This window comes from Dyella telluris (genome assembly GCF_014297575.1).
GTDB classification, from domain to species: Bacteria; Pseudomonadota; Gammaproteobacteria; order Xanthomonadales; family Rhodanobacteraceae; genus Dyella; species Dyella telluris.
Window position 1 is genome coordinate 1,776,740 of the sequence record NZ_CP060412.1, and the last position, 22,233, is coordinate 1,798,972.

At 65.1% G+C, this 22,233-nt stretch carries 21 protein-coding genes and 1 riboswitch; of the genes, 15 read left to right on the plus strand and 6 right to left on the minus strand.

The features are described 5' to 3' along the window. The first annotated feature begins 63 nt into the window (after window positions 1-63). From dbpA to H8F01_RS08110, 4 genes are all read left to right on the plus strand, one after another. Complete coding sequence (gene dbpA / locus H8F01_RS08095; protein ID WP_187058486.1) at window positions 64-1,455, plus strand: ATP-dependent RNA helicase DbpA; 1,392 nt, start codon at window positions 64-66, stop codon at window positions 1,453-1,455. Between the two features lie 31 nt (window positions 1,456-1,486). After that, the gene (locus H8F01_RS08100; RefSeq protein WP_187058487.1) at window positions 1,487-2,251 is read left to right on the plus strand and encodes a glutaminyl-peptide cyclotransferase; all 765 of its coding nucleotides are present in this window, start codon (window positions 1,487-1,489) and stop codon (window positions 2,249-2,251) included. Window positions 2,252-2,335: 84 nt separating this feature from the next. Continuing rightward, the gene (locus H8F01_RS08105; protein WP_187058488.1) at window positions 2,336-3,718 is read left to right on the plus strand and encodes a M28 family metallopeptidase; all 1,383 of its coding nucleotides are present in this window, start codon (window positions 2,336-2,338) and stop codon (window positions 3,716-3,718) included. A gap of 305 nt (window positions 3,719-4,023) precedes the next feature. Continuing rightward, window positions 4,024-5,667: a hypothetical protein gene (locus H8F01_RS08110; RefSeq protein WP_187058489.1), complete on the plus strand. Its 1,644-nt coding sequence runs from the start codon at window positions 4,024-4,026 to the stop codon at window positions 5,665-5,667. Window positions 5,668-5,673: 6 nt separating this feature from the next. Here the strand turns inward: H8F01_RS08110 and H8F01_RS08115 are convergent, their stop codons facing one another. Beyond that, the gene (locus tag H8F01_RS08115) at window positions 5,674-6,375 is read right to left on the minus strand and encodes an ArsR/SmtB family transcription factor (RefSeq protein WP_187058490.1); all 702 of its coding nucleotides are present in this window, start codon (window positions 6,373-6,375) and stop codon (window positions 5,674-5,676) included. Window positions 6,376-6,458: 83 nt separating this feature from the next. On the opposite strand from H8F01_RS08115, the gene H8F01_RS08120 reads away from it, so the two are divergent. Together H8F01_RS08120 and H8F01_RS08125 are read left to right on the plus strand one after the other, a co-directional pair. After that, window positions 6,459-7,097, plus strand: coding sequence for a flavin reductase family protein (locus tag H8F01_RS08120; RefSeq protein WP_187058491.1), 639 nt, complete (start codon window positions 6,459-6,461; stop codon window positions 7,095-7,097). Window positions 7,098-7,177: 80 nt separating this feature from the next. Next, window positions 7,178-8,164: an NAD-dependent epimerase/dehydratase family protein gene (locus tag H8F01_RS08125; protein WP_187058492.1), complete on the plus strand. Its 987-nt coding sequence runs from the start codon at window positions 7,178-7,180 to the stop codon at window positions 8,162-8,164. 69 nt (window positions 8,165-8,233) lie between these two features. Here H8F01_RS08125 and H8F01_RS08130 read toward each other — a convergent pair whose 3' ends face one another. Next, complete coding sequence (locus H8F01_RS08130) at window positions 8,234-8,530, minus strand: hypothetical protein (protein WP_187058493.1); 297 nt, start codon at window positions 8,528-8,530, stop codon at window positions 8,234-8,236. Between the two features lie 151 nt (window positions 8,531-8,681). Between H8F01_RS08130 and H8F01_RS08135 the strand changes: the two genes are divergently transcribed. The 6 genes from H8F01_RS08135 (at window position 8,682) to H8F01_RS08160 (ending at window position 14,371) form a co-directional block, all read left to right on the plus strand. Further along, complete coding sequence (locus tag H8F01_RS08135; RefSeq protein WP_187058494.1) at window positions 8,682-9,317, plus strand: YceI family protein; 636 nt, start codon at window positions 8,682-8,684, stop codon at window positions 9,315-9,317. A 16-nt stretch (window positions 9,318-9,333) separates the two neighbouring features. Continuing rightward, window positions 9,334-10,008: a glutathione S-transferase family protein gene (locus H8F01_RS08140; protein ID WP_187058495.1), complete on the plus strand. Its 675-nt coding sequence runs from the start codon at window positions 9,334-9,336 to the stop codon at window positions 10,006-10,008. Window positions 10,009-10,044: 36 nt separating this feature from the next. Then, the gene (locus tag H8F01_RS08145; protein ID WP_187058496.1) at window positions 10,045-10,575 is read left to right on the plus strand and encodes an SRPBCC family protein; all 531 of its coding nucleotides are present in this window, start codon (window positions 10,045-10,047) and stop codon (window positions 10,573-10,575) included. Between the two features lie 271 nt (window positions 10,576-10,846). Further along, window positions 10,847-11,206, plus strand: a complete 360-nt coding sequence (locus H8F01_RS08150; RefSeq protein WP_238481189.1) for a hypothetical protein — start codon at window positions 10,847-10,849, stop codon at window positions 11,204-11,206. 134 nt (window positions 11,207-11,340) lie between these two features. Further along, window positions 11,341-13,413 (plus strand): M13 family metallopeptidase, encoded by a 2,073-nt coding sequence (locus H8F01_RS08155; RefSeq protein WP_187058497.1) that lies wholly within the window; start codon window positions 11,341-11,343, stop codon window positions 13,411-13,413. A 100-nt stretch (window positions 13,414-13,513) separates the two neighbouring features. Then, window positions 13,514-14,371 (plus strand): hypothetical protein, encoded by an 858-nt coding sequence (locus H8F01_RS08160; protein ID WP_187058498.1) that lies wholly within the window; start codon window positions 13,514-13,516, stop codon window positions 14,369-14,371. A 14-nt stretch (window positions 14,372-14,385) separates the two neighbouring features. Here the strand turns inward: H8F01_RS08160 and H8F01_RS08165 are convergent, their stop codons facing one another. Continuing rightward, window positions 14,386-15,639: a cation:proton antiporter gene (locus tag H8F01_RS08165; RefSeq protein WP_187058499.1), complete on the minus strand. Its 1,254-nt coding sequence runs from the start codon at window positions 15,637-15,639 to the stop codon at window positions 14,386-14,388. A gap of 259 nt (window positions 15,640-15,898) precedes the next feature. Further along, a riboswitch (cobalamin riboswitch) is annotated at window positions 15,899-16,112 on the plus strand. A gap of 154 nt (window positions 16,113-16,266) precedes the next feature. Here H8F01_RS08165 and H8F01_RS08170 point away from each other — a divergent pair. Beyond that, a complete protein-coding gene (locus H8F01_RS08170) occupies window positions 16,267-18,762 on the plus strand; it encodes a ribonucleoside-diphosphate reductase subunit alpha (protein WP_187058500.1) in 2,496 nt (831 codons plus the stop codon). A gap of 36 nt (window positions 18,763-18,798) precedes the next feature. Here the strand turns inward: H8F01_RS08170 and H8F01_RS08175 are convergent, their stop codons facing one another. Beyond that, entirely contained in the window at window positions 18,799-19,095 is a 297-nt protein-coding gene (locus H8F01_RS08175) for a GIY-YIG nuclease family protein (protein WP_187058501.1), read from the minus strand. Window positions 19,096-19,302: 207 nt separating this feature from the next. Here H8F01_RS08175 and H8F01_RS08180 point away from each other — a divergent pair, with 207 nt between their 5' ends. After that, window positions 19,303-20,313 carry a ribonucleotide-diphosphate reductase subunit beta gene (locus tag H8F01_RS08180; protein WP_187058502.1) on the plus strand — a complete coding sequence of 337 codons (1,011 nt, stop codon included), beginning with the start codon at window positions 19,303-19,305 and terminating at the stop codon, window positions 20,311-20,313. Between the two features lie 101 nt (window positions 20,314-20,414). On the opposite strand, the gene H8F01_RS08185 is transcribed toward H8F01_RS08180, so the two are convergent. Continuing rightward, on the minus strand, window positions 20,415-21,281 hold the full coding sequence (locus tag H8F01_RS08185; RefSeq protein ID WP_187058503.1) for an SPFH domain-containing protein: 867 nt from the start codon (window positions 21,279-21,281) through the stop codon (window positions 20,415-20,417). A gap of 5 nt (window positions 21,282-21,286) precedes the next feature. Continuing rightward, complete coding sequence (locus H8F01_RS08190) at window positions 21,287-21,484, minus strand: hypothetical protein (RefSeq protein WP_187058504.1); 198 nt, start codon at window positions 21,482-21,484, stop codon at window positions 21,287-21,289. A 361-nt stretch (window positions 21,485-21,845) separates the two neighbouring features. On the opposite strand from H8F01_RS08190, the gene H8F01_RS08195 reads away from it, so the two are divergent. After that, the gene (locus H8F01_RS08195; RefSeq protein WP_187058505.1) at window positions 21,846-22,232 is read left to right on the plus strand and encodes a BlaI/MecI/CopY family transcriptional regulator; all 387 of its coding nucleotides are present in this window, start codon (window positions 21,846-21,848) and stop codon (window positions 22,230-22,232) included. Window position 22,233: the final 1 nt, after the last annotated feature.

The window sequence follows — 22,233 nt, forward strand, 5'->3', positions numbered from 1 at the left end:
CGTCCGCGCGACTGCGCACGGCCGTCCAGACCCGGTTTTCACCCCGCCATGCGATCATGTCGCATGACTGATTTCCGCACCCTCCCCCTCAAGCCCGCGTTGCTCGCCAGCGTGGAAACCCTTGGCTATGCCGAGATGACCCCGGTGCAGGCCCTGAGCCTGCCGCCGATCCTCGAGGGCCGCGACGTGATTGCGCAGGCCCGCACCGGCAGCGGCAAGACCGCCGCCTTCGGCCTGGGGCTGCTGCAACACCTGGATGTCGAGACCATCCGGCTGCAGGCGCTGGTGCTCTGCCCGACGCGCGAGCTGGCCGACCAGGTGAGCAAGTCCATCCGCAAGCTGGCGGCCAATATTCCCAACGTGAAGCTGCTGACGCTGTGCGGCGGCATGCCGCTGGGACCGCAGCTGGCCTCGCTCACGCACGATCCGCACATCGTGGTGGGCACGCCCGGCCGCGTGCAGGAGCACCTCAAGCGCGGCAGCCTGCATGGTGGCGGCATCAAGACGCTGGTACTGGACGAAGCGGACCGCATGCTCGACATGGGCTTCTCCGAAGCCATCGACGACATCGTCGGGCGCATCGCCAAGCATCACCAGACGCTGCTGTTCTCGGCCACGTATGCCGAAGAGATCCGCCAGGTGAGCAAGCGCCTGCAGCGTGAGCCGGTGGAAGTGACGGTGGAAGCGCCGCACGAGGAATCGACCATCGAGCAGCGCTTCCACGAAGTGGAACCGGCGCAGAAGATCGACGCGCTCGCCCAGCTGCTGGCCAAGGGCACGCTGAGCGCGGAACAGGCGCAGCACGCGCTGGTGTTCTGCAACATGCGCAAGGACGTGGATGCGGTGGCGCAGGAACTGGATCGCCGCGGCTTCTTCGCGCTGGCCCTGCATGGCGACATGGAACAGCGCGATCGTGACGAGGTGCTAGTGCAGTTCGCCAACCGCAGCTGCTGCGTGCTGGTAGCCACGGATGTCGCCGCGCGCGGACTGGACATCGCCTCGCTGCCGCTGGTGGTGAGCTACGACATTGCACACGACCCCGATACCCACACGCATCGCGTGGGCCGCACCGGCCGCGCGGGCGAGAACGGCCTGGCCATCACCCTGGTCACGCCGCGCGAGCGCCCGAAAGCGCAGAACATCGAGGAACAGCTGGGCCAGCCGTTGCCGTGGCATCCGTTGCGCGTGGCGCCGGCGCGCGGCAAGCAGCTCAATCTTGCGCCGATGAAAACGCTGGTGATCGATGCGGGCCGACAGGACAAGCTGCGACCCGGCGATATCCTGGGCGCACTCACCGGCGATGCCGGACTCGACGCCAAGGACATCGGCAAGATCGACGTGTTCGCCACGCGCGCCTATGTCGCCATTCGCCGGGACCTGGCCAACAAGGCACTGGAACGGCTGCGCGCGGGCAAGATCAAGGGCCGCAACTTCCGCGTTCGTACCTTGCAGTGATGCCCACCTTCCACCGTACGGGAAACGTTTGATGATCCGCTGGCTCGCCTTCGCTGCGCTTGGCGCCGTCGCCACCACCGCCCAGGCCGCCACGCCGGTGTATGGCTACCACGTGGTGCATGCCTACCCGCACGACACGTCGGCCTATACCGAGGGCCTGTTCTACAAGGACGGCTATCTTTACGAAAGCACCGGCGAAGAGGGTGACTCCACCGTGCGCAAGGTGGCGCTGGAAAGCGGCAAGGTGGTGCAGCGTCATGACCTGGACCCGAAGGTTTTCGGCGAGGGCATCGTCGACTGGGGCCAGCGCCTCATCCAGCTCACCTGGAAGGACCAGCGGGGTTTCGTCTACGACCTGGCCAGCTTCAAGCAACAGGGCACGTTCAACTACCCCGGCGAAGGCTGGGCGTTGACGCGCGATGACAAGCACATCTACATGAGTGACGGTTCGGCGGTGCTGCGCGTGCTGGACCCGCAGACACTGGCCACGGTGAGCAGCATCCTGGTCACCGACAACGGCCAGGCCGTGACCAACCTCAACGAGCTGGAGTGGGTGAAGGGCGAGATCTATGCCAACGTGTGGCTCACCGACCGCATCGCGCGCATCGACCCGGCCACCGGGCACGTCACCGGCTGGATCGACCTCACCGGCCTGTTCGATATCAACAGCCTGCCCGATCCGGGCAACGACGTGCTCAACGGCATTGCCTACGACGCCCAGCACGATCGCCTGTTCGTCACCGGCAAGCGCTGGCCGAAGCTGTTCGAGATCACCCTGGTGCCGCCGGCCCGCTGAAGACACCCACGCCCCTGCCATCCGGCAGGGGTTGTGACCCTCGGGCGGCGTTAAAGTGGGGCGTTGCCTTGCCCGGAGCTTTCGATGCGTCCTCTTCCCGTTCTGCTGCCTTTGGCCCTCAGTCTTGCCGTCTCCAGCGCCTACGCTGCGGAGGCGCCCGTACAGCCGCGCGCCCAGCCCTCGCTGCTGGCCCTTTCCACCGCACCCAGCGAAACGCAGTTGCACGCCACCATCGAAAAGCTGGTGGGCTTTGGCACGCGCCACACGCTGTCCGATACCAAGTCGGACAAGCGCGGCATCGGTGCCGCCCGGCGCTGGGTGAAGTCGCAGTTCGAAGCCATCTCGAAGGAATGTGGCGGCTGCATTGAAGTGGTGACGCCGTCGCAGGTGTTCACCGGCAAGCGGGTGCCGCAGCCCACCGAAGTGATGGACGTGGTGGCGATCAAGCGCGGCAAGACCGATCCCAAGCGCGTGATCGTGATGACCGGCCACCTCGATTCGCGCGTCACCGACGTGATGAATACGAAGTCCGATGCCCCGGGTGCGAACGATGACGCCTCCGGCGTTGCCGCGCTGATGGAAGCGGCGCGCCTGCTGTCGAAGGAAGACAACGACGCCACGCTGGTGTTCGCCGCCTTGTCCGGTGAAGAACAGGGCCTGTACGGCGGCAAGGTGCTGGCCGATTACGCCGTGCAGCAGGGCTGGCAGGTGCAGGCCGACCTCAACAACGACATCGTCGGCAACAGCCACGGCCAGAACGGTGTGCTGGACAACACCACGGTGCGCATCTTCTCCGAAGGCACCAAGAGCAACGAAACGCCGGAGCAGGCCAAGTACCGCGCTTACCACGGCGGCGAAGTGGATTCGCCCTCGCGCAACGTGGCGCGCTACATGGAACAGATCGCCAGCACTTACCTGCCCGACCTGCGAGTGCACATGGTGTATCGCACCGACCGCTACAGTCGTGGCGGCGACCAGGTGCCGTTCCTCGAAGCAGGCTACCCCGGCGTGCGCGTCACCGAGGGCCACGAGGATTACACCCGCCAGCACCAGGATCTGCGCACGGAGAAGGGCATCAAGTACGGCGACACCATCGATGGCGTCGACTTCCGTTATCTGGCCCGTGTGACCGCGCTCAACACCGTCACCATGGCGGCGCTTAGCCGTGCGCCCGCGCCGCCGACCGGCGTGAGCACCGAAGGCGCGCTCGCCACCGACACCACCATGCACTGGAAGAAAGTGCCGGGCGCCGCCGGCTACGTGGTGCACTGGCGCGACACCACTGCGCCGCAGTGGCAGTACAGCCGCAACGTGGGCGACACCGACCAGGCCGTGATCAAGGACGTGGTGATCGACGACTGGTTCTTCGGCGTATCGGCTGTCTCCGCCGATGGCTACGAAAGCCCGGTGGTATTCCCCGGCGACGCCGGCAGCTTCGAGCGTTCGCCCGCGCCCAAATCCCCCTGACGCGTCCGGCGCGCCTTTACCGTCATCCCCGCACCTGCGTTCGTTTGCGCAGGTCACGGGCATGACGGAAAGGCGTATCGCCTCCCCGCCAGCGCGGCGAGCCTGAGAGCAGGAAAACCTCTACTATCTCCGTGCCGCTGCACCTGCGGGTGCCGCGGCCGCATCGGGAGGGGTGCGCACAACGGACGATACCCGGGGGGGAATCCATGTTCTGCCAGATGCTTGTGCCGGCGCTGCCGCTGGCTGCCGTTGCCCTTGCCGCGCCCGAACGGTCGCGGCTCCTTCGCCACCGGGTGAGGTGATCCATGGGCACCCGGAGCAACGTTCCCCTGCGCGGCGAGCCTGAAGGGCGGATCAACCCGCAGACCGGCCGCCTCGTGCGCCACGGCCCCTTCCGTCGTTACCTGGCCTCCCATTGGCAGGGCAACCAGCCATTGGCACGCGCGTTCTGGCTCAACACGATCGCACTCGGTGTTTTCCTGCTGCTGATCGAAGCCGGCGCACTGGCCTGGTTCTGGTGGAAGCCACCGGCATGGGCGCTGGTGATGACGCTCTTGGCCGTCTATATCCCGCTGCGGTTGCTCATCGCGCTGTGGCAGCTGGTGGGCACCGTGCGCTCGGCCATGCTGCAGGACAACCGCTGGTCGTTACCGGCGAACCTGGGGCTGGCCGTCATCGCGCTGGCACTGCTGGGCCAGATGGCGTCCTACGGCATGGAGGCTCCCTCGTTGTCCGATGAGGTGCCCTGGCCAACCAAGCTGTACGTGCAACAGGTGACCGCGCTCGACGACGAAGGCACCGTGCAGGCCGCGGGCACCTTCGAGCCGCGGTTTGTGCAGCGGGTGGAAGACATGCTGTCCGACCCCGCGCATCCGCGGCACCGGCTGGCACTGACCGCCTCGCAAGGCTACCTTGCATCCGCCGTGGCGTTGCGCGACTTCCTCAGGCGGCGACCGGACATCGTCGTGGACGTGCCCACGCGCTGCGGCGGCATCTGCCTCATTCCGTTCATGGCGGCGAACCAGCGCAACGTGGCACCTCACGCGACGCTGATCTTCGAACCGCTCGCCCGCCACGATGACACGCTGGGGCTCCTGCAGCACGACACTCGCCGCGTGCAGGATGATTTCCGCCAGCGGCTGACGCAGCTCGGTGCATCGCCCTACTTCCTCGACGACACCCTGGGCCATGCCAACCACAGCGGTTACGTGCCCGATGCCACGGTGCTGTTCGACAACGGCAGCATCACCGGGGTGGTCACGCAGGACGCCTTGTTCAATGGCGCGCAATGGCGCTACGAGCAGTTCCTGCATCCGCTGCGCGGCACCTCCATGGAACCGCTCGCGCAGAGCATGGACCTGATCCGCACGCACTATCCGCAGATCTTCCACACCTGGCTGCAGGACGTGCTGGCCGCCCGCTACAAGGCCACCGCCAACCAGCGTTCGGCCATCTACGGCCACGAAACCATGAAGGCCATCGAGAGCGCCGCCCGCGAAGCCAGCCGGACCGTGCCGGACGCCACCCTGGAGCGGCTTGCCCTGCAACGTCGCGACGAACTGGTGCGAATCCTTGCCGCCAGTTCGCGCCGGCAGTGCGGCGAGTACCTGGCCGGCTATTCGGTGGAACTGGGCGTGCACGACATGGACTATTTCCTGGAGGACATCAACCGTTCCAAGGATCTGATCGCCGACGGTGCACCACTGGCGGGCGCCGGCCACTACGACCCCATCCTCGATCGCGATGCGCTGGACCAGGCTCGCCTGCCCGCGTTCGCCAGCGTGTCGCGTGGCGTCGGGCAAAGTCCTTATGACACCGCCTGCCCGCGCGAAATCCGCCTGCTCGATGCGCTCACGTCCACGCCGAGCACAGAGCACGCCATGGCCCTTCGCGCCATGGCGGTAGGCAAGGACGACACCGGACGCATGGCCTTCCTGCTCAACCCCTGAGGAAGATCACGCTTCCGGCCAGCGCACGCCCAGCGCGGCGAGCCGACGCAGGCCGTCGACGCTGGGCGACAACGCACGGCCACGCGGGGAACGGCGCAACCAGCCCGCGTCGAGCAAGGTGTCAGTCAACGAGACACCGAGCGGGCCACCCAGATGCAGGCGCCGTTCGGTCCAGTCGAGACAACCGCGTCCCGCCAGCGGCAGCAGTGCCTGTACGCGCGCCGCATCGAGTCCGGCATCGACCAGCGCCTGCGCGCCTTCTTCATGCAGCCGCATGCCCTCGCTGGCCGCCAGCACGAAACCTCGCTGCAGCAACACATCGCACAGGCCCACGCCCAGCCGCCCCGCCAGGTGGCGATAGCAAGTGCGTGCCATGCGCAGCGGGCGATCGCCGCCGCTGGGGTCCGGAAGCGCCATCGGCGTGCGCGGCAAGGCCAGGGCTTCGATCAACGCGGCGACATCATCATTGGCCAGGTGGTAGTAGCGATGGCGCCCTTGCTCATGCACGGCCAGCAGACCTCCTTCGAGCAGCCGCCTGAGATGCGCACTGCCGGTGGCCGCGCTCACGCCAGCCACGCGGGCCAGCTCGCCCGCGGGCCGCATGGTGCCGTCGATCAGCGCCAGCAACATGGCGGCACGCGCCGGTTCGGCGAGCAGTGCGCCAATCTCGGCCAATTGATACCGGCTGGGGGAGATCGCATCGTTCATGCGCGCAGTCTAACGCCGCCATCGCGACGGACCCTTCGATGCGTGGCGAAACATTCAGCGACCGGCGACGGGACACTGTGGCCATGGACATGCATCGCTATCCCGATACACGGGTCATCCGCCCCTCCATCCTCTACTTCGGCACGCCGGTGGTGCTGATCACCACGCGCAACCCGGACGGCACCATCAACATCACGCCGATGTCTTCCGCCTGGGCCCTGGCCGACCGTGTCGTCATCGGCCTTGCCGGCGGTGGCCAGGGACTGGCCAACCTGCATCGCGAGCGCGAATGCGTGCTCAACTTTGCCAGCGAGGCCATGCATCACGGCGTGGAACGCATCGCGCCCACCACGGGATGCCAACCGGTGCCGGGCTGGAAGCAGGCCAACGGCTACCGGCACGAACCGGACAAGTTCGCGCTGGGTGGGTGGCACGCCCTGCCATCGTTGTCGGTGCAGCCGCCGCGCATCAGGGAGTGTCCGTTGCAGATGGAAGCGCGCGTGATGCTGGACATCGAACGCCCGCTCGATGCGTGGCGCGACGGCGCCGGTGGTTACACCATCATCGAACTGGAAGTGCTGCATGTGCATGCGCATGACGACGTGACGGTGCCCGACACGCAACACGTCGATCCGCAACGCTACCGCCCGCTGTTCTATCTGTTCCGTCATTACGTGGGCCCGGGCAAGCCGCTGGGTCGCACGTTTAAAGCGGAAGTTTGAGTCGCGCGAGGTGATGTTGTCGCGCCGTGGCCCGGAGCTAGGATCGACCTCCACACGGTTTGTTGGCTGCACGGTCGAGCATGCGCATCCTGGTTACGGGCAGTTCGGGTCATCTGGGCGAAGCACTGGCGCGCACACTGCGGGACGCAGGCCACGAAGTGATCGGGCTGGATACCGTCGAAGGGCCTTGCACCCACCGCGTGGGTTCCATCGTCGACCGCGCCTTCGTGCGTCGCTGCATTGCCGGCGTCACCACGGTGTTCCATCCTGCCACGCTACACAAACCGCACGTGGCCACGCACAGCCGGCAGGCGTTCCTGGACGTCAACCTCACCGGCACGCTGAACCTGCTGGAAGAGGCCGTGGCGACGGGCGTGGAATCGTTCGTCTATACCAGCACCACCAGCGTGTTTGGCGACGCACTGACGCCGAAAACCAGCGAGCCGGCGGCGTGGGTCACCGAAGACATGGCCGCCGTGCCGAAGAATATCTACGGCGTCACCAAGGCGGCCGCCGAAGACCTGTGCCAGCTGTTCCAGCGCAACCAGGGCCTGTCCACCATGGTGTTGCGTACCTCGCGGTTCTTCCCCGAGGAAGACGACGACCGCACCGTGCGTGCACGCTATACCGACGACAATCTCAAGACCAACGAATACCTGTATCGCCGCGTCGATATCGAAGACGTGGTGAGCGCACACCTGCTGGCCGCCCGCCGTGCACCCGTGCTGGGCTTTCGCCGCTACATCATCAGCGCCACCACGCCGTTCCAGCACGACGATGTCGCCGAACTGCGCGTGCATGCGCCACTGGCGCTGCGCCGCCGCGTGCCCGGCTATGAAGAGATCTACGCGCAGCGTGGCTGGCGCATGGCACAGGGCATCGACCGCGTGTACGTGAACCAGCGTGCCCGCGACGAGCTGGGCTGGGCGCCACGCCACGACTTCGCCGCCCTGCTGGAACGCCTGCAGGCGGGCGAGGACATCCGCAGCCCGCTGGCACGGCTGATCGGCTCCAAGGGGTATCACGGTGAGACGTTTGGTGACGGCCCCTATCCGGTTGAGTCGTGAAGGCGGGGATGACGGTGAGGGGAAAGTGATCTCCCCGGGCAATTTGCCCGCGCTACCAGGACGATCGCGCTAAACCGCAATCGCCAACGCCGCCGCCAGCCAGATGGCCAGCACGCCGAACGCAAAGGCCTGGCGCGCCGGGCGGATGCGTTCGGCGCCGTCATCAGTCACCGGCGTGGTGACGATCCAGGGCACCGAGGCCAGCAGGGCAAAGCCGGTGAAGGCCAATATGGTCACCAGCCGGTCCACCACCCGCCATGGCGAGGGCTCGTGCACGCCCCAGTAGCCGAGGAAGGCCATGCCCATGGCACACAGGGTGGCGGACGCGGAACACAACCCGACAACTGAACCTGTTGGCGCTCGCATGGCGAAGGCTTCCGGCGGGAGATGGCCGGAGATTACAGCAGCCACCCCGCGCAGCCGCGTGAAAGGCCATGTCGAAACGGGAAGGGCCCGTTCGTCATGAGGATAGGCGCGCCGGAAAAGGCGCCCTTCACCTCATGCCAAGGAGTCGCCGATGTTCCTGTCCAGCCGCACCACCCGCACCCTCGCCAGTGCCTTGCTGTTCCCGCTGACGGCCGCCACGGCCCACGCTGCCCCGGCCACGTATGTGATCGACCCTGCCCACACCTACCCCAGCTTCGAGGCGGACCACTTCGGCGGCCTGTCCACCTGGCGCGGCAAGTTCGACCGCACCGCCGGCAAGGTCACCCTGGACAAGGCCACCGGCACGGGTAGCGTGGACATCACGGTGGATGCCACCAGCGTGGATTTCGGCCTGGATGCCATGAACGAGAAAGCGCGCAGCAATGAGCTGTTCGACGTGGCGAAGTACCCCACCGCCGTCTATCGCGGCACGCTGACCGGCTTCACCAACGGCGCGCCGACCCGGGTGGAAGGCTCACTCACCCTGCACGGCGTGACACGTCCACTGGCACTGGCCATCAAGAGCTTCAAGTGCGTGCCGCATCCGCTGTACAAGCGCGAACTGTGCGGCGCTGATGCCTACGCCACCTTCAAGCGCGACGAGTTCGGCATGGCTGCCGGCAAGGACTACGGCTTCAACATGGACGTGGTGCTGCGCATCCAGGTGGAAGCGCTGGTGGACGATGGCAGCGCCGGCAAGGTCGCGCAGCTCGCGCCGGCCCATTGAAGCGAGGGAAACCACCATGTCACTCACGCTCTACATGCATCCGCTGGCCGCGTACTGCCACAAGCCACTCATCGCGCTGTATGAAAACGACACGCCGTTCCAGGCCCAGATCGTCGACCTGGCCGACGATGTCCAGCGCGCGGCGTTCTACGCACTCTGGCCCATCGGCAAGTTCCCCGTACTGAACGACCATACGCGCGGCTGCCTGGTGCCCGAATCGAGCATCATCATCGAATACCTCGCCCGGCATTACCCGGGCAAGGTCACGCTGGTGCCGAAGGACGCGGATGAGGCACGCGAGGTGCGCTTCCGTGACCGCTTCTTCGACCAGTACGTCGCCGAGCCCATGCAGAAGGTGATCACCGATCGCCTGCGCCCGAAGGGCGACCGCGACCGCTACGGCGTCGCCATCGCGCGCGACAAGCTGCGCACGGCGCTGGATTTGCTCGAGCGTGAGTTCGAGCGCGACGACGGCAAGCGCTTGTGGGCCGCCGGTGAGCACTACAGCATGGCCGACTGCGCGGCGTCGCCTGCGCTGTTCTACGCCAACTTCGTGATCCCGCTGGAAGACGACCATCCGCTCACGGCGGCCTACCTGCTGCGGCTGATGCAACGCCCCTCGTACGCCCGCGTACTGCGCGAAGCAGAACCCTACCTGCATCTGGTGCCGGCCGAACCCGTCGAAGCCTGAGCCTGCATCAACACCTTCATTTCAAGGAGAGAATCCATGCTCATCGCACTCATCATCATCGTGCTCGTGGTTGCCGTCCTGCTGGCAACGGCGGCATCGCGCCCGGACCAGTTCCGCATCGAGCGATCCGCCACCATCAAGGCCACTCCCGAACGCATCTTTCCCTACATCAACGACCTGCATCGCTGGCAGGCGTGGTCGCCCTACGAAAAGAAGGATCCGGCCATGCAGCGCAGCTTCGAAGGTCCGGCGAGCGGCCCGGGTGCGGCCTATGGCTGGAGTGGCAACAAGAACATCGGCAGCGGACGCATGGAGATCAGTGAATCCACGCCGTCCTCGCGCGTGCGCATCAAGCTGGATTTCTTCACGCCGTTCAAGGCGAGCAACACGGCGGAATTCGTGCTCGAACCCACGGGCGATGCCACGCGCATCACCTGGTCCATGCAGGGGCGCTCCAACTACATGAGCAAGCTGATGGGCCTGGCGTTCAACATCGACAAGATGGTCGGCAAGGACTTCGAGGACGGCCTGGTCAACCTGCGCATGCTGACCGAACAGAACCCCTGATTTCGGAGTGCCGCACCGCACGCGGAGGCGCGCGTTTTTCAAATAAATAACAGCAGGCTTACGCCACGCCTAAGCAAGCCGGCTTGTGGCTGAACAAAATCGGGAGCGCGCTGTATTCAACGTCAACCGCCTTCGTCGCCTCTCGTTTTCCGGCCTGAGTCATCCATCAACGGATGGCACACAGGGGTCTCCAACACCGCCATGCAGTGGGCGCAAGCCCAGGGGTTGTGACACCTGTCCAAAACCTGTCGGAACCACGAGGACCCAAACCATGAAGAACCTTATGACGTCGCGTTTCAGCCTGATCGCCTTTGGCATGATCGCCGCCTTCGCCAGCGCCGGTGCCATGGCCCAGGCCGCTACCACCACCGACATCCCGGGCCACCCCCGCGTCAGCGAAGTGAACCAGCGCCTGGACAACCAGCAGAACCGCATCCAGGCCGGTGTTGCCGACGGGCAGCTCAACGCCAAACAGGCCGCACGCGACGAGAAGCAGGATTCGAACATCGCCGCCCGCGAAAGCCGCGACGAAGCCGAGCATGGTGGCCACCTCACCAAGCAGGAAGACAAGAACCTCAACAAGTCGCTCAACCACGACAGCAAGCGCATCCACAAGCAGCGCACGAACTGATCGTCATTGCGGGTTGGTTCGGGACGGCCCGGTGCACCGGGCCGTTCGCGTTTGCGGCCAACCAACTTCCAGCACTGGTCCGCGACGGTCGTCGTGCGAGTATCCCGGGACCATCAATGCGGCGGGAGGGTCGTATGGTCAACCGGATTCTGGCGGCAGCGTGCCTGTGTGCGCTCACGATCGGCGTGGCCTACGCGGCCGATTCCACGGCAGGAAAGCCCCAATACGGCGCCTGGGGCTTCGATCAGGCCGGCGCCGACACCAAGGTCAAACCCGGCAACGACTTCTTCCGCTACGCCAACGGCACCTGGCTGGATCGCACGCCGATCCCCGCCGACAAGCCTGCCGTGAGTCTTCGACTGGCGATGACCGACCTCACCGAACAGCGGCTCCATGACCTGATGGAGGCCGCGGCCAAGGGCAAGGCGGGTGAAGCCACGCTCGATGGCAAGGTGGGTGCGTTCTATCAGTCCTTCATGGACCAGGCGCGCATCGACGCGCTGGGCGCCAAGCCGATCGGGCCGCAGCTGGATGCCGTGAAGCAGGCAGGCTCGCGCGACGCGCAGGCCGGCTTGATGGGGCGCACCAACACCGATTTCGAAGGATCGCTGTTCAATATCGGCTTCGACGTCGACCTGAAGGACATCAACCGTTACTCGATCTACGTGAGCCAGGCCGGCCTGGGCATGCCCGATCGCGACTACTACCTGAAAGCAGAATTCGCCAAGCAGAAGGCCGCCTACCAGGCCTACGTCACGCAGCTGCTCACGCTGGCCGGCTGGCCGCAGCCGGAGACGGCCGCCAAGGATGTGGTGGCCTTCGAGACGGCCATTGCCGAGGCCAGCATCAGCAAGGTGGCCCAGCGCGATCCCGTGGCCATGTACAACCCGATGAGCCTGGACGCACTGAAGAAACTCGCACCCGGTTTTGCCTGGGAGGATTTCTTCCAGTCTGCCCAGCTTGGCCAGCTCAAGCGCGTGGTGGTGATGGAGAAAACCGCATTTCCGAAACTCGCCGCGCTGTACGCGAAGACGCCGGTGGCGACCATCCAGGCATGGCAGGCCGCGCGCATCGCGGACAACGCTGCGTATTACCTGTCGGAGCCGTTCCAGCGGGCCTACTTCGACATGCACGACAAGACGCTGGCCGGCCAACAGCAGATGGAAGTGCGCTGGAAGCGTGGCGTGCATGCCGTGTCGGGCGGTGACTGCGGCTTTGGCGAGCGGCTGGCCTGCTTCGGCAACCTCGGCTGGGCCGTGGGCGAGCTCTACACCGACAGGTACTTCCCGGCGTCGTCCAAGACCAAGATCGAAGAGCTCGTGGCCAACCTCAAGGCGGCCTACCGCGTGCGCATCGAGAAGCTCGACTGGATGGGGCCGGAAACCCGCAAGGAAGCCCTGAAGAAGCTCGACACCTACACCATCAAGGTGGGCTACCCCGATCATCCGCGCGATTACGCGAACGTCAGCATGCGCAGCGATGACCTGACCGGCAACGTGCTGCGCGCCGCGCAGGCCGACTGGTCGTTCTACGTGAACCGGCTCGATAAGTCCGTGGACCGCAGCGACTGGAGCATGACGCCGCAGACCAACGATGCCTACAACGGCTCGCTGCGCGACATCGTGTTCCCCGCCGCCATCCTGCAGCCACCCATCTTCGACCCCAACGCCGACCCAGCCATCAACTACGGCGCCATCGGCGGCGTGATCGGCCACGAACTGACCCACGGCTTCGACGACCAGGGCCGCAAGATCGACGCCTCCGGCGCGTTGCGCGACTGGTGGACGCCCGCCGATGCGAAGGCCTTCGAAGCACGCGCGAAGAAACTCGGTGCACAGTACGACGCCTTCGAACCACTACCCGGCGTGCACATCAACGGCAACCTGACCATGGGCGAGAACATCGCCGATCTCGGCGGCCTCACGCTGGCACTCGACGCCTACCATGCCTCCCTCCACGGCCAGCCCGCGCCGGTGATCGACGGCCTGACCGGCGACCAGCGCGTGTTCCTCGGCTGGGCCCAGGCCTGGCGCGGCAAGCTCACCGACGACGCCATCCGCCGCCAGGTCACCAGCGACCCGCATTCGCCGCGCACCTTCCGGGTGAACGGGCCGGTACGCAATATCGATGCGTGGTATCAGGCGTTTGACGTGAAGGCGGGGGAGAAGCTTTATCTGGACCCGAAGGAGCGGGTGCGGATCTGGTAGCCGGCCAGCCCAACCGGGCGGACATCCTTGGATTGCCGCCCTGCTGCATGGGTGATTAGACTGGCAAGCGTTCCTTGAGGGGGGAATCGTCATGCGTGTCTTGTCCGTGGCCGCGCTTTGCGTTGCGGCGATACTGAGCACCCGTGGAGTGATGGCTGATGACCTTCGTCATCAGGCCGAGGCCAGCTTGCTGGTCCAGGGAAAGGCCGTGGTGAATCCCGACGGCAAGATCGCGAGCTACAGCCTGCGGGAACCCGACAAGCTTCCCGCTCCCGTCATCGACCTAATCAGGCAGAACGTCACCGCGTGGACGCTGGTGTTCACCTATGCCCCGGCAGCACCGGTGGAAGAGCAGATGACCATGCGCATCATTGCGACCGAAGCGGATGACAAGCACACCACGCTGCGCCTCGCGAGCGCCTCTTTCGAGGAAACGAATCGCCCCGCCAACGAAAGCGTGCGCTCCAGGGACCGGATGCCACCGACGTATCCGAAATCCGTGCTCGACGCCCACGTTTCGGGAACGGTATACGTACTGGCACGCGTAGGCCGCGATGGCCACGTGCTGGATGCCGCGGCCGAGCAGGTAAACCTGCATCAGTACACGGAGCAATACACGCAGGGCCTCTACCGCAAAGCGCTCGGCGCGGCGGCAGCAAGAGCGATCAAGCAATGGACCTTCGATGTGCCCGTGGCTGGCCCCACCGCCGGACGGGACTTCTGGTATGTCCGCATTCCCTGCAGATTCCACCTGCACGACTCGCGCGACCCATCCTTCGACAGCCACACCGGCGACACGTATGGCTCCTGGGAAATCTACCTGCGTGGGCCACGTGAAACCATTCCCTGGGTACAGGATCCGTCACTCCTCGCCGAAGCACCGGATGCCACGCCGGACGGCGGAATCCACCAGCTGGGAGCGGGCCCGTCGTTGCAGGCAGCGCCGGCCCCGAACTGATACGCCGCGGAATCTCAGCCGGACAGGTCGCCCTGCCTGAGCGGGGCGCCGATTCCCCGATGGAACAGCGCCACCATCGGCGTGGTCATCATCGTGGTGACAATGGCCATCACCAGCAGGATGGTGAACATGCCGCTGTTGATCACGCCGGCATCCAGGCCCACCTTGATCACGATGAGTTCCATCATGCCGCGCGCGTTCATCAGCGAGCCGATGGTCAGGCTGTCTCGCCAGCTTTGACCGGCGATGCGCGCACCCGCAGTGCCACCGAGCAGCTTGCCGATCACCGATACCGCAAGCACCAGCAGCAAGGCGATGCCCGCACCACCGGTCAGCAGGTTGGGACTGGTGCTGAGTCCGGCGAGCACAAAGAACACTGGCAATAGCGTCGCCACGGTGAGGTGCTCGACGCGTTCGATCAGCTTGTGCAGAAGGCGATCGTCGCGCGGCAGGCTGACGCCGAACAGGAACGCACCGAACACCGCGTGCAGGTTCAGCCATTCGGTGATCGCCGCGCAGCCAAAACCACCGGCGAGCAGGAAGGCAAGCACGGCGGTACTGGTGTTGCCATCCGGCGCGTGGCGCGCGAGCAGCTTCGCGCACAAAGGGCGCAACACGAACCAGGTCAGCGCCAGCAGCAGCGCCAGGCCGATCATGGTGCGCCAGAACGGCGCCCAGGTGCCGTGCGCACTGATCAAGGCCACCACGAAGGCGAGCATGATCCAGGCGAGCACATCCGCCACGGCCGCAGCGGCGATGCCGAGCCGACCGGGAAGGCTGTCCGTCATGTGCCGTTCTTTCACGATGCGCGCCATCACCGGCAACGCCGTGATCGCGCAAGCCGTGGCGAAGAACAGGGTGAAGGCCAGCTCGCTGATGCCAGGCGGTGCGTAATCGGCATACAGCATGGGCGCCACGCCCAGTGCCACCGCCACGGGAAGGATCACGGCCAGGCCGCCGATCCAAGCGGCCGGACGCATAAGCCCACCCCTGGCATGGGCCGGTACGCGCAGTTCCGCGCCCACCACCACCATGAAAAGCACCAGGCCCAGCGTGCTCAGGCTCTGCAACTGGCCGAGGCTCTGCGCAGGAAACAACGCCTGCTGCCAGCCTGGTGCGATGGCGCCAAACACGATGGGCCCCAGGGCCAGGCCGGCCAGCATCTCGCCGACCACCGCAGGCTGCCCGAAGCGCCGTGCGATGGCGGCGATAAGACGCGAGGCCACGATGATCACCAGCAGTTGGACGAGCAGCAGCGGATGGCCCATGCAAGGCTCTCGGTGGGTGTGGGTGGCCCGGAGGCAAGAGGCGAGATTGCCCGGCCGGCGGGGCGCTCCGCAACATTCTTCGTTGGGGACCATGCCCCCGCCGCGTAGGGGAATGCCACGGGGCGGCCCCGCCCCGTCCAGGCGGCTCGGCCTGCGAAAATTTCCTGCTATTCCCTAACTCCGCCCCGGTCCTGGAGTTTTCGGGCTTATCCACGTGAAATCCACAATCTATTGGGTTGACCCACCCCCCGGTACCCCGATATGTTGTGCCCCGTCGGTGCCACTCTCAGACCAATGGTCGGAATGGCTTAAAACGGGAATCCGGTGGAAATCCGGGACTGCCCCGCAGCGGTAAGCGGAAACGAAAGCCAACAACGCACTGGCCCTCAGCGGCTGGGAAGCGGGAGCGAGTAGGTCGGGTCGAAAGGCCCACGTCCGCAAGTCCGAAGACCTGCCGACAACTGCAGCCAACGCGCTGCGGTGCGAGGTGACGGCTTCCGCGGGGAAGTGCGTCGATGCGCGGGGCGACCAGCCCTGCTGCTCGACCGACCGCGAAAACCTCACCTCATCCATCCAGCCCTGCGCGCGGGAGCAGGCGTTTGTGACCAAGCTTGGAGCGAAGTCGCCATGCAACCTATTGATACCACCGGCCGCGAGCGTAACGACGAGCGCGGCGACAGCACTGTTTTCCCTGCCGACGCCGTCGTGGCCGAAACGCCGCGCGCGGATGCTCCGTTTGCCCTGACCCCGCCCCACAACCCGGGCCAGATGCGCGTGACCAAGCGTAGCGGCCGCCAGGAAGTGGTGGACGTGAACAAGATTGTCCGCGCCGTGACCCGCAGCAGCGAAGGCCTGCATGCGGTGGACCCGATGCGCGTGGCGCTCAAGACCATTGGCGGCCTGTACGACGGCGCCACCACGCAGGAGCTGGACCAGCTCTCCATCCGCACCGCCGCCGCGCTCACCGCCGAGGAGCCCGAATACGGCCAGCTCGCCGCGCGCCTGCTGGGCGCGTTCGTGGACAAGGAAGTGAGCGGCCAGGAAATCCAGAGCTTCTCGCAGTCCATCGCACGTGGCGCGGAGCTGGGCATCCTCAATGACCGCCTGCGCGACTTTGTCGCCACCAACTCGCGCAAGCTCAACGACGCCATCGATCCGCTCGCCACGCGCCGCTTCGAGTACTTCGGCCTGCGCACGGTCTACGACCGCTACCTGCTGCGCCACCCGCAGCTGCGCAAGGTGATCGAGACGCCGCAGCACTTCTTCATGCGCATTGCCTGCGCGCTCGGCGGCAACGAGATCGGCGAGACGCTGGAGCTGTACCGCCTGCTCTCCTCGCTGGAATACATCGCCAGCTCACCGACGCTGTTCAACGCCGGCACCGCGCACGAGCAGCTGAGCTCCTGCTTCCTGCTCGACTCGCCGCTGGATTCGCTCGAATCCATCTACGAGAAGTACGGCGACGTGGCCAAGCTCAGCAAGTTCGCCGGCGGCATTGGCCTGGCCTACTCGCGCGTGCGTTCGCGTGGCTCGCTGATCAAGGGCACCAACGGCCATTCCAACGGCCTGGTGCCGTGGCTGAAGACGCTGGACGCCTCCGTGGCGGCCGTGAACCAGGGCGGCAAGCGCAAGGGCGCGGCCTGCGTGTACCTGGAGCCGTGGCACGGCGACATCGAGGAGTTCCTCGAGCTGCGCGACAACACCGGTGACGACGCCCGCCGCACGCACAACCTCAACCTGGCCAACTGGATCCCCGACGAATTCATGCGTCGCGTGGAAACCGACGGTGAGTGGTCGCTGTTCGATTCCAAGGTGGTGCCGCACTTCGTCGACAGCTGGGGCGAGACCTTCGAGAAGTCCTATCGCGAAGCCGAGGCCGCTGGCCTGGCCGTGAAGAAGGTGAAGGCACGCGAGCTGTATGCCCGCATGCTGCGCACGCTGGCCCAGACCGGCAACGGCTGGATGACCTTCAAGGATCGCAGCAACGCCACCAGCAACCAGACGGCGAAGGCGGAAAACGTCATCCACCTGTCGAACCTGTGCACCGAAATCCTCGAAGTCACCAATGCCGACGAAACGGCGGTGTGCAACCTGGGCTCGGTGAACCTGTCGCGCCACGTGGTGGACGGCCGCTTCGATTTCGACAAGCTCGCCGCCACCGTGCGCACTGCCGTGCGCCAGCTGGACCGTGTGATCGACCTGAACTTCTACCCCATCGACACCGCCAAGGTCGCCAACAACAAGTGGCGTCCGGTGGGCCTGGGCGTGATGGGCCTGCAGGACGTGTTCTTCAAGCTGCGCCTGCCGTTCGACTCGGCCGAAGCACTGGAGCTGTCCACGCGCATCGCCGAAGAGATCTATTACAACGCGCTGTCGCAGTCCAACGAGCTGGCGATGGAACAAGGCGCGCACCCGGGCTTCGCGGAAACCCGCGCCGCCAACGGTGAACTGCAGTTCGACTACTGGACCCAGGCCACGCCGCACGACACCGCGCGCTGGGACGAACTGCGCGAATCGATCAAGGCCAAGGGCCTGCGCAACTCGCTGCTGATCGCCATTGCGCCGACCGCCACCATTGCCTCCATCGCCGGTTGCTACGAGTGCATCGAGCCGCAGGTGAGCAACCTGTTCAAGCGCGAAACGCTGTCGGGCGACTTCCTGGTGGTGAACCGCTATCTGGTGGAAGAACTCAAGACGCTGGGCCTGTGGACCGCCGACGTGCGTGACGCGATCAAGCTGGCGGAAGGTTCGATCCAGGGCATCAGCGCCATTCCGGAACGCCTGCGCACGATTTACCGCACCGTGTGGGAACTGCCGCAGAAGGCCCTGATCGACCTGGGTGCCGCGCGCGGCGCGTACATCGACCAGAGCCAGTCGCTGAACCTGTTCATGGAAAACCCGAACATCGGCCAGCTCAGCTCCATGTACATGTACGCCTGGAAGTCCGGCATCAAGACCACGTACTACCTGCGTTCGCGCCCGGCCACGAAGATCGCCAAGACCACCGTCTCGGCTGCCGCACCGGCTGCCAAACCGACGACACCTGTCGTGGATCAGGATCAGGCGAACGCGGCCGTGTTCTGCTCGCTGGAAAATCCGGAGTATTGCGAGGCGTGTCAGTAATCCTCACCGTCATCCCCGCGAAGGCGGGAATGACGATCAAGGATTAAGGTCAACGTAGAGGTCGCGCCAGTAGGGATTGGTCTTCTCGATCAACCGAACCTTCCAGGCGCGATTCCACTTTTTAATGGCCTTTTCCCGCTGTATCGCCGATTCCATCGATTCATGCATTTCGTACCAGACCAGCTGATGGACCTGATACCGATGGCTGAAACCTTCAACAACATCGTTGCGATGCTGCCAGATGCGCGCGGGAAGGTTGGAGGTGACACCGGTGTACAAGGTGCCGTTGCGATCACTGGCGAGGATGTAGACGCAAGGCTGGCGCTCAGACATGTGATCAACTCCGTTTCTTCACGGTATGAGCTTGCCGCCATCCACAACCCAATTCGACCGTCATCCCCGCGCAGGCGGGGATCCAGCGCCTTTCTCCGACACGTCTCGGCGAAGTAATGGAAGACACTGGATTCCGGCCTGCGCGGGAATGACGAGCAAAGAGCAAAGGCGCGCTACGCGGCTAGCGCGACATACACGAGGAACCCCATGTCCACCCAAAACATTCTCGATCCCGGCTTCGAACTCACCCTGCGCCCCATGCGCTACCCCGAGTTCTACGAGATGTACCGCAACGCGATCAAGAACACCTGGACGGTGGACGAGGTGGATTTCTCGCTGGACGTCACCGACCTGCGTTCGAAGATGAGCGAAGCGGACCGCCACCTGATCCATCGCCTGGTCGCGTTTTTCGCCACCGGCGACACCATCGTGGCGAACAACCTGGTGCTGAATCTCTATCAGCACATCAATGCGCCGGAAGCGCGCATGTACCTGTCGCGCCAGCTCTACGAAGAAGCGCTGCACGTGCAGTTCTACCTGACCCTGCTCGACACCTATATCCCCGACCCTGCCGAGCGCAACAAGGCCTTCGCAGCGATCCAGAACATCCCGTCCATCCGCCAGAAGGGCGAGTTCTGCTTCAAGTGGATCGACTCCATCCAGAACCTGCAGAGGCTGGAAACGCGCGAGCAGCGTCGCCAGTTCCTGCTCAACCTGATCTGCTTCGCTGCGTGCATCGAAGGCTTGTTCTTCTTCGCCGCCTTCGCCTATGTGTACTTCCTGCGCTCGCGCGGCCTGCTGCACGGCCTGGCCTCGGGCACCAACTGGGTGTTCCGCGACGAGAGCTGCCACATGGCTTTCGCCTTTGACGTGGTGCGCACGGTGCGTTCGGAGGAGCCGGATCTGTTTGACGACGAGATGCGCACCCAGATCGAAGAAATGCTGGAAGACGCCATTGCCTGCGAAACCCAGTTCGCCGAGGACGTGCTCTCCGGTGGCGTGGCGGGGCTGTCGGTGAAGGACATGCGCCAGTACCTCGAGTACTGCGCCGACCAGCGCCTGGCCCAGCTTGACCTGCCGAAGAAGTACGGCGCGAAGAATCCGTTCGACTTCATGGACCTGCAGGACGTGCAGGAAGTGACCAACTTCTTCGAGCGTCGCGTGTCGGCCTATCAGGTGGGCGTGCAGGGCGAAGTCGCGTTCGACATGTCGTTCTGATTCGCCGTTTCATGCCGTAACGACAAGGCCAGCCCGCTGCATGGGGCTGGCCTTGTTCCTTTCGGCATCTGGATTCTTGTCCCGGGAGACAGAGTCGCGTCTTACTTGCCCTGCACCGTGCCCAGGCTTACAAACGGCAGCGCGCTGCTCCCGGTATAGGTGGGCAGGTGCCCATCCCACTTTTCGATCGCCGACATCTGCACGATGTTCGGGTTGGATCGCAACGCTTCGCCCTTCAGTTCGATCGCCTTGGCTTCCGCCTGTGCGATGGTGATCTGGGCCTGGGCACGTCCCTGTGCTTCGGCTTCCACCTTTTCCGCTTCGGCCTTCGCCTGCGCCACTTCGTTCTGGCGCTGTTCGGCCATCTGCGTTGCCTGGATCTTGGCGTTGATCGACTGCACCACGTTCTCCGGCAGCCGCAGCTCGCCGATCCAGTAGATCTTTTCGACGTCGATGCCCACGGCGGACACCTCGTCGCTCACATCCTTCTGCACTGCCTCGATCAGGTTGGCCTTGCCCTTGCCGTACACCGATTCGATATCCAGGCTGGAGGCTTCCTTCACCAGCGCATCGCGGATCATGTTGCGCAGGTAGACGTCGGTGATCTCGTCGATGCCCTTGCGGTACTTCTGGAAGATCAGCGTCACCTTGGAAGGATCGATGTGGTACGTGATGCCCACGTCCGCGTTCACGGTAAGACCCTGCGCCGTCTGGAAGCTGATCGACTCGTCCACCGGGCGCCCTTCGGTGGACGAGCGCGTGAACGTGTAGGTCTGCGTGAACGTAGGGAACGTGTACATCTCGTAGCCCCAGCCCACCCAATAGCGGCCCGGCGGCAGTTCCTGCAGGGCTCCCTTGTCGTCGCCGTACATCTGGAATTTCACGCCGACGTTGCCCGCCGGCACCTTGGAGCAGCCAGCAAGCATCAGCGCGGCGAGCGACAACGACATCGTCAACATGCGTTTCATGGCGATCATTCCTTGTGAGTGAAACCGTGGCGTAGCAGCAGCCAGCCCCACGCCAGAAGCAGTGCCAGCAGGGCCAGGCCCACCAGCACGGCGAGCGTGCTGGCGGCCGAGATCAGCTCCGGCCCGATGACAGCGACGTACAACACCAGGCAGGACACGTACGGCCACCGCCGTCGTGCCAGCCAGTCGACCAGCGTCTTCATGGTTTTTCCCCGTGAGTGGTCAAGCGTTCGGCAAGTGCCGTATGGACGTCCATTCGGCATCGACCGCCCGCGGCACGACCCGCGTGCCGTGACTGCGATGCGAAAGGAACGAAAGGGGTGGCTAACCCGTGGGCGGGAGGCGTCGCCGTGCGAGGCGTGACGGGTCAGCGGGACAGTGCGTATAGGCCTTCATATAAGCGCACTCCAGGCGCGCCGTTGGATGAGGACGGGGCGCACTCTACTCCGAATTTTGTGCGTTGCAACAAGTCAGCGCTGACGCAAATCTGGCCCGATCGGCCTATTGACTACAGCTGTAGTCACGGCGTACGTTGACTACAGTTGTAGTCACCAGGATCGGGATATGGGCAAGCCAAGCATTGGCGACCAGGAGCTGGCGCTCCTGCAGTACCTCGCCGAACACGGCAACGCATCGGTGGGCGAAGTGGCGGCCGGTTTCGGCGAGCCGCGCGGGCTTGCCCGCTCCACCGTGCTGACCATGATGGAGCGGCTGCGCGGCAAGTCGTACCTGCGCCGCAAGCAGGTGGACGGCGTGTATCGCTACAGCCCCGCCACCGGGCCGGCCGAGGTGATGCGCAGCGCGGTCGGCCAGTTCGTGGAAAAGACACTCAGCGGTTCGGTGTCACCCTTCGTGGCGTGGATGTCCGAACGCAGCGAGGTGAGCGACCGCGAACTCGCCGAACTCGAAGCGCTGGTGCAACAGCTGCAGTCGCGACGCAAGGAGAGCTGAC